The sequence below is a fragment of the Chitinophaga oryzae genome, from assembly GCF_012516375.2.
Taxonomy (GTDB): Bacteria; Bacteroidota; Bacteroidia; order Chitinophagales; family Chitinophagaceae; genus Chitinophaga; species Chitinophaga oryzae.
The window spans coordinates 1,837,547-1,854,930 of sequence record NZ_CP051204.2 but is presented as its reverse complement, the minus strand read 5'-3'; the positions used below and the strand labels follow the sequence as shown (position 1 = coordinate 1,854,930).

Here is a 17,384-nt window from a genome sequence, read left to right as displayed (position 1 = left end):
TAGCGTCATCCGAGAGATGCAAATAAGTCAGTATGTTATCTAAAAAAACACAATACGCATTTCACGCACTCATTCACCTGGCAGAAAATGTTGATAAGGGACCTATCCTGATCTCCGAGATCGCACAGGAAAAGAACATCTCTATCAAGTTCCTCGAAAACATCCTGCTGGAGCTGAAAAATGCCGGTATCCTGGGCAGTAAGAAAGGGAAAGGCGGCGGATATTATCTGATGCGTCCCCCGAAAGAGATCGCACTGGCTAAGATCATCCGGCTGCTGGACGGCCCCATCGCCCTGCTGCCCTGCGTAAGCCTCAACTATTACGAGCGCTGTGAGAACTGCCGCGACGAAGCCGTATGCGGTCTGAATGAGGTGATGAGCAAAGTAAGGGACGCCACCCTGAAACTGCTGGAGACCAAAACATTAAAAGATATTCTTACCCGCAACGCATAACCAGCGCAGCGTGAAAATTAAGGGACCGGCCGGGATTTCAACTCCCCGCCGGTTTTTTTGTGCGTCCCATCCCCGCTGGTAAACCGCCCCCACAGCCCCTTTCCTGACAAACGACAATTTTTTGATATAATAGTCTATCTTTTTTATAGGATTTATGTATTTTTGTATACGGCGTCACTGAAAAGTACGCGCTGGCACTAGGCAATTATCTTTAAGGAAGATTACATGACAGACATTACCAACGCGCTGGCCAATAAGCCGGTGGCAGAAGCCATACAATATCTCCTGGAACAATATCCGGGAGCGGTGGCCTTTTCCACTTCCTTTGGCCAGGAAGACCAGGTAATCGCAGACATTATCTGGCGCAACCACCTCCCTGTAAGAGTATTTACACTGGACACAGGACGCCTGTTCCAGGAGACCTATGACGTAATGGACGTTACCCTTGCCCGTTACAAACAACCGATCGAAGTGTTTTATCCTGAAACAGCGGCGGTAGAGAAACTGGTCACCGAAAAAGGGCCCAACAGCTTTTACGATTCCGTGGAAAACCGCAAGCAATGTTGCGGCATCCGCAAAGTAGTACCGCTCAACAGGGCGCTGGAGGGCGTAAAAGTATGGATCACCGGCCTTCGCGCCGAACAATCCGAAAACCGGCATGACATGCAGACGCTGGAATGGGACGAACACCGCCACCTCTACAAATACAACCCCCTGATCCACTGGGGATATGATGAAGTACTGGCGTATCTCTCCCAAAACAATGTTCCTTATAACAAACTGCACGATAAAGGCTATATTAGCATTGGTTGTGCACCCTGTACACGCGCCATCGGGCCGGGAGAACATCCGCGCGCCGGCAGGTGGTGGTGGGAACAGTCGCAGAAAGAATGCGGCCTGCACGGATAACAGAAAACAGCCTTTGCAATCATAAAATTATTGTCACCCATGACACATCAGATAAACTGGGGGTTTCCACAGGCGCTGGAAGATGAAGCCATATACATATTACGCGAAACGGCCGCCCAATTTGAGAAGCCGGTACTGCTCTTCTCCGGCGGTAAAGATTCCATTACCCTCGTAAGACTGGCCCAGAAAGCCTTCTACCCGGGCAAAGTACCGTTTCCGCTGCTCCATGTGGACACCGGCCATAACTTTCCCGAAACGATCGAGTTCCGTGACTGGCTGGTCAACACCCTCGGTCTCGACCTGATCGTCCGCAATGTACAGGACAGCATCAACCAGGGCAAAGTACAGGAAGAAACCGGCAAATATGCCAGCCGCAACGCCCTGCAGACCGTTACCCTCCTCGATGCCATCGAAGAAGGCAAATTTGACGCCTGCATCGGCGGCGCCCGCCGCGATGAAGAAAAAGCCCGCGCCAAAGAAAGAATCTTCTCCGTACGCGACGAATTCGGTCAGTGGAATGCTAAAATGCAACGCCCTGAACTGTTCGACATCCTCAACGGAAAAATCAATATCGGTGAAAACGTGCGCGTATTCCCTATCTCCAACTGGACAGAGCTGGACGTATGGAACTACATCCGCCGCGAAAAACTGGAAATACCATCCATTTACTTCGCCCACGAAAGAGAGATCATAGAGCGCGATGGCCTCTACTGGCCTTATTCCTCCTATCTCAACACCACCGCCGATGAAGTGCCTTTCCGCCAGAAAGTACGCTTCCGCACCGTAGGTGACATGACCTGTACAGCTGCCGTACTGTCTGAAGCCGATAAGCTGGAAGACATCATCGCAGAAATCATGGAAGCCAAAATTTCCGAACGTGGCGCCCGTATCGACGATAAACGCTCCGAAGCGGCCATGGAAAAGAGAAAACAGGCAGGTTACTTTTAACATTTACTTCTTACAGCAAAAAAGCGAACGCATATGGAGGTTTTACGTATAGCCACTTCCGGTAGTGTGGACGATGGGAAAAGCACCCTGATCGGCCGTCTTTTATACGACACCAACTCAATTCCCCAGGATAAAATGGAGGCGCTCCACGCCGCCAGCAAACGTAAAGGACTCGATTTCACCGACCTGTCACTGCTGACAGACGGCCTCGTGGCAGAAAGAGAACAAGGCATCACCATCGACGTGGCGCATATCTACTTCTCCACCCCTACCCGCAAATACATTATCGCCGACACACCCGGCCATATTGAATATACACGCAACATGGTAACCGGCGCTTCCAACGCGCAGGTATCCCTGATCCTCATCGACGCCCGTAAAGGCATCGTGGAACAGACACACCGCCACTTCTTCATCGCCAACCTGCTGCGCATCCCCCACCTGGTGGTATGCGTCAACAAAATGGACCTGGTGGAATACAGCGAAGCCCGTTTTAACCAGATCGTGGAAGACTTCCAGCAACTGCTGGCCAGCGCCTCCTTCAAGGCTCAACAGGTGAAATTTATCCCCATCTCTTCCCTGTACGGCGAAAACGTGGCTACCCGCAACGGCACCATCAACTGGTACAATGGCCCTACCCTGCTCGATTATCTCGAACAGATCGCCTTTGACCATGAAGACAGCCGCCACCCGGCCCGCTTCCCCATACAAAGCGTGATCCGCCCCCGTACTACCGAGTACCACGACTTCCGCGGATTCGCCGGGAAAGTGGCCAGCGGCCATTTCAACGTAGGCGATGAAATCATCTCCCTGCCTTCCGGACAAAAAAGCAGGATCAAAACCATCGAACAGTTCGAAACACAACTGCCGTCTGCCCATGCCCGCGAAAGCGTTGTCATCACCCTCGAAGATGAGATCGACAGCAGCCGCGGTAACATGCTCGTAAAGACCGACAGCGTCCCCGAACAACGTAAGGAAGTCACCGCCAACGTATGCTGGATGGACCAGCAGAAACTGGTCGCCGGTAAAACCTACCTGCTCCAACATGGCGTGAACCGCGTAAAAGCCAAAGTACAGCAGATCAACTTCGTCGTCGATGTTACCAGCAACCAGCACATCGAAGGCAAAAATGATATGGGCCTGAACGATATCGGAAGCATTACCCTGAAAACAGCCCAGCCCATCTTTGCCGACATCTACGCGGAAAATCCGGCCAACGGCTCGTTTATCCTGATCGATGAATTTAATAACACGACGGTAGGCGTAGGAACTTTGATATGATATAATTATTACTGATTTCGCTGATTCACGAAGACAGAAGCGAATAAGGAAATAACAAAATAAAAAAATAAAGAAGGCCCGGTGAAGATATCACCGGGCCTTACTATTATACTCAAATCAAACAATATATACTACTCTGAAAACCGCGCCAATCTCACTTCCCTCTTCGCCAACCAGCGAAATCAGTAATAATCACGGCATCACAGTTACTATATGTTTTTAAACATATCCTCTGTCATCTTCGCCAGATCATATTCGTGTTTCCATCCCCAATCGGCGCGAGCCAGGCTGTCGTCCATGCTGTTGGGCCAGCCGTCAGCGATCTGCTGGCGATAGTCCGGTTCGTAACTGATGGTGAATTCAGGAATATGTTTTTTGATCTCGGCCGCGATCTCTTTGGGAGAGAAACTCATAGCGGAGAGATTATAGGCAGAGCGCACGGATATTTTGGAGGCATCGGCTTCCATCAGTTCGATGGTGGCGCGGATAGCGTCCGGCATATACATCATGGGCAGATAGGTGTTCTCTGACAGGAAGCTGGTGTATTGCTTATGTTCTTTCGCTTCATGGAAGATTTCCACCGCATAATCGGTGGTACCGCCGCCGGGAGCAGACTTATAGCTGATCAGGCCGGGATAACGGAGACTTCTTACGTCTACGCCATAACGGTGATGGTAGTATTCGCACCAGCGTTCGCCGGCGAATTTGCTGATACCGTAAATTGTTGTTGGTTCGATGATCGTATGCTGCGGCGTGTCCTGCATAGGGGAGTTGGGACCGAATACCGCAATGGAGCTGGGCCAGTATACTTTATCGATATTTTCCTCCTTCGCGATATCCAGTACGTTGAGCAGGCTTTGCATATTGATATGCCATGCCAGCAGAGGATTTTTTTCACCGGTGGCAGACAGGATGGCCGCCAGCAGGTAGACCTGGGTAATGTTATGACGAATGATCAGTACATGCAGCATCTCTTTGTTCATCACATCCAGCGACACATAAGGGCCTGTTCCTTTCAGCAGCTCATGCTCCTCCCGCAGGTCCGACGCCACCACGTTGGTATCTCCATACATTTTCCTTAACGCCAGCGTCAGCTCCACGCCTATTTGTCCGCAGGCACCAATAACCAGGATCTTATCTTTCTTCATATAAACGAAAATTGTAAGCAATAATTTGAGAGCGTAATATTAACAGGTTCGTCGGTATTTCCGTTCCACCTGCCCACGCGCATGACAATGCTATAACAATAAAAACTGCAATGGGTGAACTTTACGATTCGGGATTACAAAAGTATGACAATTTTAACTTTTCGTATAGGGTTGAGCTCCGGATACGAGGGTCTGTTAATGCAGGGAAAGACTATCTTTGCAAGGCGATTAATGACCCAATAGTTATAAAATTATGAAGCATTTAAAATCATTGTTCAAAGAACAATACAATCCGGAGAATTTTTTCCTGATTGCTGGTCCATGTGTGATAGAAGAAGAAGAATTGCTGATGACGGTAGCGGAGAAAGTTTCCGGCATCTGTAAAAGGCTGGCTATCCCGTATGTATTCAAGGCATCGTACCGGAAGGCCAACCGTACCAGCGCCCATTCTTTCACCGGTATCGGTGATGTGGAAGGGCTGGAACTGTTACAGAAAGTAGGCAAAACATTCAACGTACCTGTTACCTCCGATATCCATTCTGCCGCCGAAGCCGCCATGGCAGCTGCTTACGTGGATGTATTACAGATCCCCGCCTTCCTCTGCAGGCAGACAGACATTCTGCTGGCCGCCGCAGAAACAGGTAAAGTAGTAAACGTAAAGAAAGGTCAGTTCCTGAGCGGCGAGTCCATGAAGTTCGCTGTGGAAAAAATAAAAGGAGCCGGCAACGATAATATTATCCTGACGGAAAGAGGCACCACCTTCGGTTATCAGGACCTGGTGGTAGACTACCGCAACATCCCGATCATGAAACATTTCGGGCATCCGGTAGTAATGGACTGCACCCACTCTTTGCAGCAGCCCAACCAGACCAGCGGCGTTACCGGCGGTAACCCCCAGATGATCAGCACCATCGCTAAAGCGGCTATTGCCACCGGCGCTGACGGGCTGTTTATCGAAACCCATCCCGAACCTTCCCGCGCCAAGTCAGACGGCGCCAATATGCTCCGCCTCGACCTGCTGGAAGAGCTGCTGGAGAAGCTGGTGGAACTGCGGAAGGTAGCGGTGAAATTATAAGTCCCGCAAAGGCTTCCCTTGTTGTTTTGGATCGTTTTATGTAAATTCATAGAACACTAAAAACAGCTCACTATGATCAGTTTACACCATTTAAAAACCGGAGATACGGTCATTACCAATTACGGAGGTGTAGAGAAACCGGGGAAAATTCTGCAGGTGGATCATGAGGACAAAAAAGTGCTTGTGGCCACCGATAATGACACAAATGAGTTTTGGTATGATCTCGACAACCTGTACTCCATTCCGCTGGACGAGGCTACCTTACTCAGATTGCAGTTCCATCTGGACGCTAACCAGTCCGGTAATGGAAGAGGCAGACTGTATGTGCGTGGACCATTCTCCATACGCATGCATGAACCGGGCAATCAGCCCCTGCTCCAGTTGCATTACCGCGACGAGACCAGGAACCTGAACGCACCCATTACCTTGAATGAGCTGCAAAACCATTATCACGGTATGACCAATTTCCATCTGGAATAAACGCCGGGGGAAGTATATACGGCAAAGAGGACGTGACCGGAACAACGGTTATGTCCTCTTTGTCATTTAGGGGATCCCCCGGCACGCAGGCTGCCGGCGGACGATCATCAATACCTCAATGCGGCATACGGTCGACGACGACGGACAGGGAAACGGTAAAATGTCAGAAAAGAGGGCAAAAATGCCGAAAACCGGCAAAAAGAAGGCAAAAAGCTAAAAAAGCGGGAGGCCGGGAAGGCCGGGCAACGGGAAGTGTGATGTTAAAGAAAGAGGAAAAATTCAGCGGTGGGTCATGCGGATCAGAGATAGCGCAAGGGATTCCTTCTGGCGTTGAGGATATAATTTTTCATATTCATCCAGAAAGCGAGGATCATATAGACGATCACCGGCGATCCCATGGTCAGGAAAGTGGCATAGATAAAAAAGAAGCGGATCCGGGAGCTGGCGACACCCAGTTTTTCACCGATGGCATTGCACACGCCAAAGGCTTTCCATTCCAAAAAGTCTTTTATCCGGTTCATATTCCAAATGTATCAAATTCCGGCGGGAAAAACAAGAGCGGCTGTCACTGCCGTAATTTAACAGGAGAGCGGCGGGAGCGGTACCCGGGGGCATCCATTAAAGAGGAGGGTAAAATTTAATATAATATTTTTTAACAATTCTTTTAGAGATGGAGACCAATTTGCCCCGCCTGTTTTTTGGGGCGATGGGCCGGGTAAAATTCTGGCAGGATCTTCAGTAATTAATTTAAAAACTTGTTGTTTTTAGTTAATTTTGCGTGCAATTTTTAACCGCTCTTAAATTATTTTTTTCCCATGGTGTTTGATATTGACATGATTAAAAAAGTGTATGCGGCACTACCGGGTAAAGTGGAAGCGACCCGTCAGCTGTTAGGCCGTCCGCTCACACTTGCCGAAAAGATTTTATACGCACACCTGTATGCACCAACTACCACGCCTTTTGAAAGAGGCAAATCCTACGTTGAATTTGCGCCGGACCGTGTAGCCATGCAGGATGCAACCGCCCAGATGGCGTTGCTCCAGTTTATGACCGCGGGTCGCGATAAAGTTGCGGTTCCTTCCACAGTACACTGTGATCACCTTATACAAGCCAAAGTAGGCGCCACACAAGATCTGGCGGCTGCTGTGGACACTAATAAAGAAGTTTACGATTTCCTTTCTTCTATTTCTGACAAATACGGCATCGGTTTCTGGAAGCCCGGCGCTGGTATCATCCACCAGGTAGTGCTGGAAAACTATGCCTTCCCCGGCGGTATGATGATCGGTACCGACTCCCACACCCCGAACGCCGGTGGTCTGGGCATGGTGGCTATCGGTGTTGGCGGTGCTGACGCGGTAGACGTAATGGCCGGCCTGCCCTGGGAGCTGAAAATGCCGAAACTGATCGGTGTGAAGCTGACAGGTAAAATGAGCGGCTGGACATCCGCCAAAGACGTGATCCTGAAAGTAGCGGGTATCCTGACCGTAAAAGGCGGTACCGGCGCGATCGTGGAATACTTCGGCGAAGGTGCTGACAGCCTGAGCGCTACCGGTAAAGGCACTATCTGTAACATGGGTGCTGAAATCGGCGCTACCTGCTCCCTGTTTGCTTACGACAGCAAAATGGCTGACTACCTGAAAGTAACCAGCAGAGCTGAAGTAGCCGCCCTGGCCGATGGTGTGAAAGAACACCTGCGCCCGGACGTGGAAGTATACGCAGAACCTGCGAAATACTACGACCAGGTGATCGAAATCAACCTCGACGAACTGGAGCCTCATGTAAACGGTCCGTTCACCCCGGACCTGGCATGGCCTATCTCCAAATTCGCACAGGCGATCAAAGAAAACAACTGGCCTGAAAAGCTGGAAGTAGCCCTGATCGGTTCCTGCACCAACTCTTCCTACGAAGATATCTCCCGCTCCGCTTCCCTGGCCAAACAAGCCATCGACAAGCAGCTGGATATGAAATCCGAATTCACTATCACTCCGGGTTCTGAACTGGTACGTTATACCATCGAAAGAGACGGCCTGCTCTCTACCTTCGACCAGGTAGGCGGTGTAGTGCTGGCAAACGCCTGCGGTCCCTGCATCGGTCAATGGGCCCGGCACATCGACGATCCTAACCGTAAGAACTCCATCATCACTTCCTTCAACCGTAACTTCGCGAAAAGAAACGACGGCCTGGCTTCTACCCACGCTTTCGTAGCTTCTCCTGAAATCGTGACAGCACTGGCTATTGCAGGTGACCTCACCTTCAACCCGCTGACTGACACCCTGAAAAACAAAAACGGTGAAGACGTGAAACTGGACGAACCTACCGGTTTTGAACTGCCGGTAAAAGGTTTCGCAGTGGACGACGCCGGTTACCAGGCGCCTGCAGAAGACGGTAGCAAAGTACAGGTGATCGTGTCCCCTACTTCCGACCGTCTGCAGCTGCTGGAAGCATTCCCTGCATGGGAAGGCACAGACCTGAAAGGCCTGAAACTCCTCATCAAAGCAAAAGGCAAATGTACCACTGACCACATCTCAATGGCCGGCCCATGGCTGAAATACCGCGGTCACCTGGACAACATCTCCAACAACATGCTGATCGGCGCGGTAAACGCGTTCAACGATAAAACAGATACCGTTAAGAACTCCCTGACCGGTGAATACGGTGCTGTTCCGGCTACCATGCGCGCTTACAAAGCTGCCGGCCTCGGTGCGGTAGTAGTGGGCGACGAAAACTACGGTGAAGGCTCCAGCCGCGAACACGCTGCCATGGAACCCCGTCACCTCGGCGTTCGTGCTATCCTGGTGAAATCTTTCGCCCGTATCCACGAAACCAACCTGAAAAAACAAGGTATGCTGGGCCTGACCTTCGCTAACAAAGAAGATTATGACAAAATCCAGGAAGATGACAGCATCGATATCGTTGGCCTGACCACCTTCGCCCCGGGTAAACCGCTCTCCGTGGTACTGCACCACAAAGACGGCAGCACCGATGAATTCGCTGTAAACCACACTTACAACGAACAACAGATCGAGTGGTTCAAAGCCGGCGGCGCCCTGAACGTGATCCGTGCAGAAGCAGCCAAAAACAAAAAATAATTCAGCCTACGGTTGAATAAAATACAGGGAGAACGGGCAGAAATTCTGCCCGTTTTTCTTTTTAAATTGCCCCGGTAAATCGTATCCATATGTCCATCCCCGTTATCAGCGAAAGCTGGAGCCGGCTCAATCACGCATATGCCGCCGACGACGCTCTCGTTCAAAAAGCCCTCTCAGACATCCTCACCGCCTACCAGGCTCCGGAGAGGCACTATCATAACCTGCAGCATATCACCCAGCTGCTGACGCTTCACCACGCATACGCCGGCCAGCTGAAAGCCCCGGACACCGTGTTATATGCCATCTTCTTTCACGATATTGTATATGATGTACAGCGACGCGACAACGAACAACAAAGCGCCCTGGCCGCCGGGGAATACCTCCGGCAGACCCGCTTTCCCCCGGCAGACATCAATGCCGTGGAAGAATTTATCCTCGCCACGCAAACACATGTCAACCCCCTGCAGCATTCCGACCTGGACTACTTCCTGGATTTCGACCTTCAGATACTGGGGACCGCTCCGGACATCTACCAGGCCTATACGCAGCAGATCCGCCGGGAATACAGCATCTATCCCGATCAACTGTACCATCCCGGCAGAAAAAAAGTATTGCAACATTTTATGGAGATGCCTGCCATTTACCGTACCCCGCGTTTCAACAGCAATATGAAACACAGGCCCGGCAAAACATACAGGCGGAAATCGACAACTTATAACGGAAACAAATGCATATGAAAAATATCGTCGTTTTTTGCGGATCCAGCGCCGGACAGGAGCCGGTTTATATGGAACAGGCCTCTCAACTGGGCGCAGCTCTCGCCCGGCGCAACATCGGGCTGGTATATGGCGGCGCCAAAGTGGGCCTGATGGGCGCGGTGGCCGACGGCGCCCTGCAGGCAGGCGGTAAAGTGACCGGCGTACTGCCTCATTTCCTTCAGCAGAAAGAACTGGCGCATAACGGTCTCACCGACCTGATACTGGTAGACACCATGCACGAACGCAAAACCAAAATGAATGAACTGTCAGACGGCGTCATTGCGCTGCCGGGCGGCTTCGGCACCATGGAAGAATTATTTGAAATGCTGACGTGGGGGCAACTGGGGCTGCATCAGAAACCCATAGGCCTGCTCAATGTAAACGGTTTTTACGACGCGCTGCACCAGCTGTCGCAAACCATGACGGAGAAAGGCTTCCTGTCGGCCGCCAATCGTGACATGCTGCTGTACAGCGACCGGATCGACGACCTGCTGACGAAAATGGAACAATACCGTCCGGTGGAAAAACCGAAATGGATTACGCCGGCGCAAAGCTAGGCTCGCAAAGCAGGAAAGGAAGCAAAGGTGCTAAGATGGAGCGGAGGCTCGCGGAGAGGCACGCAAAGGCGCTAAGCAGCAAAGGAGCGAAGGGGTTTTGTGCCCCTTATATTTCGTCTTTTGCGGTCTTTTGTGTCTTTATATAGCCACCGCTTCCCCACAAGGGTTTCTTTAATGCGAAACGGCGGACCAGGCTCACCCTGAAATTGCCCGTACCAAAAGCCTGATAGGTATTCGGTACGGGCATTTTGCTGCGGGTGGTCATACCCACATAGTGGATCCCTGCAAAATACCGGCTGGAGTTATATCCCAGCGACGCCCTTACCGTGTTGCTGAACTGAACGCCCACATTATGGCTCACGTCGCCGTTGTCGTAGTGTAATCCTGTTTTAGCCGCGCCGATGCCTGTTGTCACCGACAGCGACAGGAAAAAATGCTGCCGGTAAACAAACGTATGTGCATACCCGACATTGGCAGCCAGGCTGGCGATACCGCTTTTATAATAGTGCTGGTCCCGCAGGAAGGCCGTATCCGCGATATTGGAGGGTACCAGCGAAGAATCTCCTTTTATATTTGCCAGGAAAAACTCCCCGCCAAGGATGAACGATCCGGCGCTTTTCTTCTGATATTCATTTTGCAGGTTAGGCGCGCGGTAGGAGAAGCGCCTGTCATTAAAAATATACTGCACATTCATGCCCAGTCCCCTGTTGCGGATATCCGGCCTTTGGGGATAAGGGTTTTGCCGCGCATATTCTTTTCCGAAAACGCTTTCCGGGTTAGCGACATAGTACCCTTTATAGGATTGCCCGTAGAAATCCACCACCAGTTTACGCAGGTAGATATGAGACTGCAGGTCAATATAACGGGTTTTGCCGAACCGGTCGTTTTGCCTGTTGATAAAAGGGAAGTTAAACCCCAGGTTGATGCCTATAAAGCGGTAGTTGGCCCCCACCCCTATGTTAAAAGGGGTATTGGGACGATATAATATGTCCTTTTTCTGCTTTCTGTCCCTGATGTCGTAGCTGGTAAATTTGCGTGAGCCATACAGGCGGAAGGTGATATCTTCCGTATGGTCTTCGATGTAGGCTGTATCATTCTCTGTCTGCAGCCACCTGAAGAATTTCCCCTGGGCAGCCGCTGTCGCCATGCATCCGCATAGTATTACCAATGTTACTAAAGTGCGTTTGATCATAAACATTTTTTACAGTTACAGGTCCATACAGGGGGTTAACCAGGTAATTCAATCACTTCCAGTTGTTCGATACGGCCCTGATCGAGCCGGAACCGGAGCAGGGTTTTTACTTTATGCCATCCTTGCTGGCCACAGGCGCCCGGGTTCATATGTAACAATTGCAATGCCGGGTCCGGCATTACTTTCAGAATATGGGAGTGCCCGCAAATAAAGAGTTTGGGAGGATTCTTTTTCAGTATTTCGCGGACACCGGGGGCATATTTCCCCGGATAGCCGCCAATATGGGTCATTAACACCTCTACACCTTCCACAGTAAAGCGCAACGTTTCCGGGTAACGGATACGGATATCCGCTCCGTCGATATTGCCGTAAACGGCCCTGAAAGGCTTAAAGGCCTCCAGCTGGTCTGCCAGTGCTACGTTGCCGATATCGCCTGCATGCCATACTTCATCTACTTCTTCAAAATATTTAAACACCTGTGGATGCAGATAACTGTGCGTATCTGACATTAACCCGATTTTTTTCAACGGAAATACTTTATAGCTTTATATGATTATTTTTTATTTTAGATCTATGCAAAAGCCCCCTGTACAAACGATCGCCTGCCTTTTGATATGCTGTCCCGACCAGCCCGGTATTGTGGCCGGCGTGTCCACGTTTTTTTTCCAACTCGGTGCAAATATACTCGATGCGAGTCAACACAGTACCGATCCGCGTGAAGGATTGTTTTTCATGCGTATGGAGATACAGCTGGACATTGCTGACAGAGCGGGACTGGAGCAGTCTTTCCAGGAAAAAGTGGCAACGCCGCTGTCCATGGAGTGGCAGCTGCATTACAGCGACCAGCGCAAGAAAATGGCCATTATGGTCTCTTCCTACGACCATTGCCTGATGGAGCTTCTGTGGCGCTGGCGTAACGGTGAGCTGGCCGTAGACATCCCTGTGGTGATCTCCAATCATACCAAACTGGAGAAAGAATGCACCCTGCTGGACATCCCGTTCCATTACCTGCCGGTCAATGCCGGCAACAAAGCCGAACAGGAGCAGGCTGCCATCGGCCTGCTGGAGCAGCACCAGGTCGATTTCACTGTGCTGGCCCGTTATATGCAGATCCTTTCGCCCCGTTTCGTGGGACTGTATCCCCAACGGATCATTAACATACATCACTCCTTCCTGCCCGCTTTCGCCGGCGCCCGCCCTTACCTCAACGCCTACACGCGCGGGGTGAAGCTGATCGGCGCCACCGCCCACTACGTGACCAACGAACTGGACGAAGGTCCGATCATTGAACAGGACGTAGCCCGCGTAAGCCACAAACACTCCGTAGACGACCTCGTGATGCTGGGCCGGGACATAGAGCGGCAGGTACTGACCCGTGCCGTCAAAGCTCATATCGAAAACAGGGTGATCGTGCATGGTAATAAGACAATCGTCTTCTAAAAGCCCCCTGTCAAAAGACAGTATATAAAAAAATCCCTGCTGATACGATGACCGGCAGGGATTTTTTGTATGATCTTTTATGTCAGACGTCAGATCACTATTTGTTGATGAACTTCGCCAGTTTCTTTCCGGAAACGGCGTAAGCTTCTTTAATACGTTCACCGGTATCGAAATCGAAGCCGCCGAACATACGGCCGGGCGCATTGTCTACGGAGATTTTAGCCACCGTTTTGCTTTTGTTGGCGGTTTCCACGATGAGCACTTCTGCATCGATGTAAGCGTTTTTACGCATCACGCCTACGTTGAAGCCCGGCTCCATGAAGGTGGTGTGGAAGATCAGGGTGTATTTGGCGCCGGAATAGTCGCCTACTTTGGTGTCGCTGTTTTCGTTGAAAAGAGATTCGAAGCTGGGCTCGAAGCGGTCTTTACGATCGTTTTTCCAGGCTTTGGCCCAGGTGTCGCCTTTACCGGCTTCTTTCTGATTGTATTCAGCTGTTTTTTTCTGAATGTAGTCTGCCTCATTATCAAACTTGCCTACTTTCAGCTGGTCGTAGGTGAATTCAACATTCAGCTGTTTTTCATTTTTCAGGGCAGTCAGATCGCCATCGACCAGCTTGATTTTCTGGGCTATGGCAGGTAGCCCGATCGCTGCCAGCAGCACCACTGCTGCCATTTTGGGGATGATTTGCATAATCGTGTGGATTTTGGGCAAAACTATGAAAAGGGAGAAGTATAACCGTGCGTATTTCTACCTATTTTTTCGCGGGGCTTCCCCCTTTTTCGTTAACTTTAAGATAATGCTGAAAACCATTCTGCACGAGTATCTGGAGACTACCTGCGCCGCTATTGTGACCGCATTTGAGCAGCTCCCGCATCCCTCCCGGCGGCAACAGGCTATCCATCAGCTGCGGGTGGGCAGCAAGAAGGTCCGTGCCCTGCTGAGGGTAGCCAAAGAGATACCCGGTTATCACCTGAAAACACGGAACTACCTCACTACCCTTCAGTTACTGCAAAACCTGGGCGGCACTTCCCGCGACACCCGTTTGCAGGAACAGGCGCTGACGCGCTATGAAAAGGCTATCGGCTGGCGTTTCTCCGTAGCGCACCTGTTGCTGAAAACGCGGCTGGTTACCGCTGACAGTGCGCTGGAAGCCACAGTAGAACGGCTTTCTATCAAAAAGCTCTCCCGGCTGCCGGATGCTTTTAAAGCCGCCATAGCCGGCATCGATGAAGCCGCCGCCACAGATGCCATCATCAGCCATGCAGCTTCAACCTACAACAACACCGTGTTGCCGGAAAGCCGCGCCCCGGCAGCAGCCTGGCATGATCTCCGGAAACGTATGAAACAGCTCTATTATCAACTAAGCATTATCACACAACTTCCTCACCATACCCATCGGCACCGGGAACAGCTGCGGCACACCAAAAAAGCCGGCCAGCTGCTGGGGCAGTGGCATGATGCCAGTGAACTGTTATTGTTTATAAAAACGACGGCAGCACAGGTCAGAAAGGAAAAAATAAGACTGCCGGCAGCAGCGGCACAGCTGACGCAGTTGTTGCAACGGGAAACCAGGGAAAAACTGGCGGACAGTGCCAAACACCTAAGAGATTTAGGGATTTTTTGATGTACGATTTTTTGATTTCGCGAATAAAAAAGACGGAAGCGGATGTGGACTGTTCCCTAAAAGTGTCTAAACTCCCGGGAAGCAATCTACATCCGCTTCGGTCTTCTCTTTCATTTATCGCTACATCAAAAAATCGTACATCAAAAAATCTCCAAATGATTTTATTCTTCCCCGCAATACGCCATGAGTGTTTCAAACACAATAGCAGCGCCCAGTTTAGCAGTGCGATTGTCCTGATCAAGCGAAGGGTTCAGTTCGGCGATATCCACTCCCCTTACTTTTCCGCTGTGCATGATAGCCCTGTAACATTGCAGGAACAGGCCTCCCGGCAGAATACCGTTGTAAGCGGCAGCGCTCACGCCGGGCGCGAAAGCTGCTGCAAACACATCGAGGCAGGTGGTCAGGTATACATGGTCCACCTGGCTGAGGAAATGTTGTATCGCGGCCAGCAGGGTATCTTTATCGTTCAGGTGGAAGGCGTCGGCACTGACGTGGGTAACGCCTTCTTCCCCGGCTATGTTAAAGAGCTGACGGGTATTGCCGTTTTTCTGGATACCGAGGGCGAGGTAGTTAAATGCTTCTCCGCTTTGTTTACAGTCCTGTGCCAGTTGCCAGAAGCCGGTGCCGGAGCTGGGACCTTCTGTGCCGGGGATGCGGATGTCGAAGTGTGCGTCGAAGTTGATCAGTCCGAGGCATCCTTTCTTTTGTGTGAATTTGCGGATACCACTGGCATGGCCATACGTAATTTCATGGCCGCCGCCCAGCAATACGGGCAGGTAACCGGCGGTGAGCAGGGCGTGCACCGCCTGGCTGAGCACTAATTGCGCTTCTTCCAGCGCGGCGCCGTTACAGACGATATCGCCGGCATCCAGCAGGACCGTATTTTCCACGAAGTGAGCGGGGAAGTTAGCGACGGCCTTTCTCAGGGCGCCCGGTCCTTCAACAGCGCCGGTGCGGCCTTTGTTGCGGCGTACGCCTTCATCGCAGGCGAACCCGAGGAATGCCACGCCTTTCTGGTCTTTTCCCAGGGGAGGAAGCGGCTGTTGCAACAGGTCCACCGGGCGGACCACCTGATGCCAGCGCAACAGGTCTGTTTCAGTACCATCGGTACGGCCGGTCCACACATCGGGGGCTGTTGGCCGGTAGCTATCCTTTGTTATCATAAGTCTATTGAACTAATTCTCCATTTTTCCACACCATTACCGGTTTCATTTTACCCTGGTAGTACAGGATATCCCTGAAATCGGCGGTGGGGTACGCCTGCATGTCGGCGGCGAAGCCTGCCAGCAGCTGGCCGGCTTCTTTCAGCTGCAACGCTGGTGCGGCCCTGAAGGTCAGGGCTGCCAATACTTCAGCGGTTGACAGTTTCTCCGCAGCGCTCATCACGGCCGCCTGCACCAGCAGATCGCCCATGGGGGCTGATCCCGGGTTCCAGTCGCTCGCAATGGCCACCGATGCACCAGCATTCAGCAATCTGCGTGCCGGGGCGTAATGCATGCCTAATCCGAGGGAGGCGCCGGGCAGTACCACCGCCACGGTGTCAGATTTGGCCAGCAGGTCCACTTCTTTGTCGCTGCTGGCTTCCAGGTGATCGGCTGACAGGGCGCCGGCCGCCACGGCTACCGCTGCGCCGCCGGCGCTGAACTGGTCCGCATGCACGGTGGCCGCAAAGCCCAGTTCACGGGCTTTCTGCAGGTAAGTGAGGGCTGCTTTCGCAGAGAAAGCAGTTTCTTCGATGAAGATGTCCACCCTGTCTGTCAGCGATTCCGCTTTCAGTACGGGCAACAGCTCTTCCAGCGCCCATTGCAGGTATTCGTCTTCCGTGCCGGAAAAATCGCGCGGTTTCATATGCGCTGCCAGGCAGGTAGGCACCAGGGTGGCGCCGGTGTGCAACGACGCCTGCCGGATAGCGCGCAGCATTTTCACTTCACTTTCAAAGTTAAGTCCGTAGCCGCTTTTCACCTCTATGGTGGTAACGCCCTCCTGAAGATGGCGGTTAGCCCGCGCCACCGTATTCTCTACCAGGGTAACGAGGTCGGCTACACGCGTTTTGGTCACCGAATCCCAGATACCGCCGCCGGCGCGGGCTATCTCGAGATAACTTTTCCCGGCGATGCGCATGGCGTAATCGCGGCTGCGGGTGCCGTCGTAACAGATATGGGTGTGGCAGTCGATAAAGCCGGGCAACAGCACCATGGGCTTATCGATGAAAGCCACTTCACAGTCGGGATGTTCTTTTAAGAGTGTTTTATAAGGCCCTGTGGCCACGATCTTTCCCGCGCTCACCACCACACCGCCTTTTTCAATAACGGTCAGCTGTTCGTCCTGCAAAGTACCTTTCAGCGGCAGGCCGCTGAGGGGAAAGATTTGCGAGAAAGGCCCCAGTAATATTTTCATGGTGCTTTTATTAATCATGGAATTTGGGGATTT

18 protein-coding genes are annotated in these 17,384 nt (G+C 51.7%); 11 read left to right on the top strand and 7 right to left on the bottom strand.

Going from position 1 to position 17,384, the window contains the following annotated elements:
- Positions 1–32: 32 nt before the first annotated feature.
- The 4 genes from HF324_RS07730 to HF324_RS07715 all read left to right on the top strand — a co-directional run bounded on the left by HF324_RS07730 (position 33) and on the right by HF324_RS07715 (position 3,590).
- Positions 33–452, top strand: a complete 420-nt coding sequence (locus tag HF324_RS07730) for an RrF2 family transcriptional regulator (RefSeq protein WP_078672022.1) — start codon at positions 33–35, stop codon at positions 450–452.
- A gap of 225 nt (positions 453–677) precedes the next feature.
- The gene (locus HF324_RS07725) at positions 678–1,361 is read left to right on the top strand and encodes a phosphoadenylyl-sulfate reductase (protein ID WP_168811086.1); all 684 of its coding nucleotides are present in this window, start codon (positions 678–680) and stop codon (positions 1,359–1,361) included.
- A 39-nt stretch (positions 1,362–1,400) separates the two neighbouring features.
- Positions 1,401–2,309 (top strand): sulfate adenylyltransferase subunit CysD, encoded by a 909-nt coding sequence (gene cysD, locus HF324_RS07720; protein WP_168862229.1) that lies wholly within the window; start codon positions 1,401–1,403, stop codon positions 2,307–2,309.
- A 33-nt stretch (positions 2,310–2,342) separates the two neighbouring features.
- Entirely contained in the window at positions 2,343–3,590 is a 1,248-nt protein-coding gene (locus tag HF324_RS07715) for a sulfate adenylyltransferase subunit 1 (protein ID WP_168862228.1), read from the top strand.
- 209 nt (positions 3,591–3,799) lie between these two features.
- Here the strand turns inward: HF324_RS07715 and HF324_RS07710 are convergent, their stop codons facing one another.
- The gene (locus HF324_RS07710; protein ID WP_168811080.1) at positions 3,800–4,738 is read right to left on the bottom strand and encodes an NAD-dependent epimerase/dehydratase family protein; all 939 of its coding nucleotides are present in this window, start codon (positions 4,736–4,738) and stop codon (positions 3,800–3,802) included.
- A 253-nt stretch (positions 4,739–4,991) separates the two neighbouring features.
- Between HF324_RS07710 and kdsA the strand changes: the two genes are divergently transcribed.
- Both kdsA and HF324_RS07700 read left to right on the top strand, forming a co-directional pair.
- Entirely contained in the window at positions 4,992–5,813 is an 822-nt protein-coding gene (gene kdsA / locus HF324_RS07705; protein WP_168811078.1) for a 3-deoxy-8-phosphooctulonate synthase, read from the top strand.
- A 72-nt stretch (positions 5,814–5,885) separates the two neighbouring features.
- On the top strand, positions 5,886–6,293 hold the full coding sequence (locus tag HF324_RS07700; protein WP_168811076.1) for a hypothetical protein: 408 nt from the start codon (positions 5,886–5,888) through the stop codon (positions 6,291–6,293).
- Between the two features lie 299 nt (positions 6,294–6,592).
- Here the strand turns inward: HF324_RS07700 and HF324_RS07695 are convergent, their stop codons facing one another.
- Complete coding sequence (locus tag HF324_RS07695) at positions 6,593–6,814, bottom strand: PspC domain-containing protein (protein ID WP_078672015.1); 222 nt, start codon at positions 6,812–6,814, stop codon at positions 6,593–6,595.
- A gap of 294 nt (positions 6,815–7,108) precedes the next feature.
- Between HF324_RS07695 and HF324_RS07690 the strand changes: the two genes are divergently transcribed.
- The 3 genes from HF324_RS07690 (at position 7,109) to HF324_RS07680 (ending at position 10,697) form a co-directional block, all read left to right on the top strand.
- Positions 7,109–9,382 carry an aconitate hydratase gene (locus HF324_RS07690; protein ID WP_168862227.1) on the top strand — a complete coding sequence of 758 codons (2,274 nt, stop codon included), beginning with the start codon at positions 7,109–7,111 and terminating at the stop codon, positions 9,380–9,382.
- An 89-nt stretch (positions 9,383–9,471) separates the two neighbouring features.
- On the top strand, positions 9,472–10,119 hold the full coding sequence (locus HF324_RS07685) for an HD domain-containing protein (RefSeq protein WP_168862226.1): 648 nt from the start codon (positions 9,472–9,474) through the stop codon (positions 10,117–10,119).
- A complete protein-coding gene (locus tag HF324_RS07680) occupies positions 10,116–10,697 on the top strand; it encodes an LOG family protein (protein WP_168811071.1) in 582 nt (193 codons plus the stop codon). Before HF324_RS07685 ends, HF324_RS07680 begins: the two co-directional genes overlap by 4 nt.
- 106 nt (positions 10,698–10,803) lie before the next feature.
- On the opposite strand, the gene HF324_RS07675 is transcribed toward HF324_RS07680, so the two are convergent.
- A complete protein-coding gene (locus HF324_RS07675) occupies positions 10,804–11,889 on the bottom strand; it encodes a DUF4421 domain-containing protein (protein ID WP_168811069.1) in 1,086 nt (361 codons plus the stop codon).
- A gap of 35 nt (positions 11,890–11,924) precedes the next feature.
- On the bottom strand, positions 11,925–12,398 hold the full coding sequence (locus HF324_RS07670) for a metallophosphoesterase family protein (protein ID WP_258539453.1): 474 nt from the start codon (positions 12,396–12,398) through the stop codon (positions 11,925–11,927).
- A gap of 64 nt (positions 12,399–12,462) precedes the next feature.
- On the opposite strand from HF324_RS07670, the gene purU reads away from it, so the two are divergent.
- A complete protein-coding gene (gene purU / locus HF324_RS07665) occupies positions 12,463–13,329 on the top strand; it encodes a formyltetrahydrofolate deformylase (protein WP_168811065.1) in 867 nt (288 codons plus the stop codon).
- Positions 13,330–13,426: 97 nt separating this feature from the next.
- Here the strand turns inward: purU and HF324_RS07660 are convergent, their stop codons facing one another.
- Positions 13,427–14,020, bottom strand: coding sequence for a hypothetical protein (locus HF324_RS07660; protein WP_168862225.1), 594 nt, complete (start codon positions 14,018–14,020; stop codon positions 13,427–13,429).
- Positions 14,021–14,126: 106 nt separating this feature from the next.
- Between HF324_RS07660 and HF324_RS07655 the strand changes: the two genes are divergently transcribed.
- Positions 14,127–14,954 (top strand): CHAD domain-containing protein, encoded by an 828-nt coding sequence (locus HF324_RS07655; RefSeq protein WP_168811061.1) that lies wholly within the window; start codon positions 14,127–14,129, stop codon positions 14,952–14,954.
- Between the two features lie 161 nt (positions 14,955–15,115).
- Here HF324_RS07655 and hutG read toward each other — a convergent pair whose 3' ends face one another.
- Both hutG and hutI read right to left on the bottom strand, forming a co-directional pair.
- A complete protein-coding gene (gene hutG / locus HF324_RS07650) occupies positions 15,116–16,117 on the bottom strand; it encodes a formimidoylglutamase (RefSeq protein ID WP_168811059.1) in 1,002 nt (333 codons plus the stop codon).
- A gap of 4 nt (positions 16,118–16,121) precedes the next feature.
- Complete coding sequence (gene hutI / locus HF324_RS07645) at positions 16,122–17,351, bottom strand: imidazolonepropionase (protein ID WP_168862224.1); 1,230 nt, start codon at positions 17,349–17,351, stop codon at positions 16,122–16,124.
- Positions 17,352–17,384 lie beyond the last annotated feature (33 nt).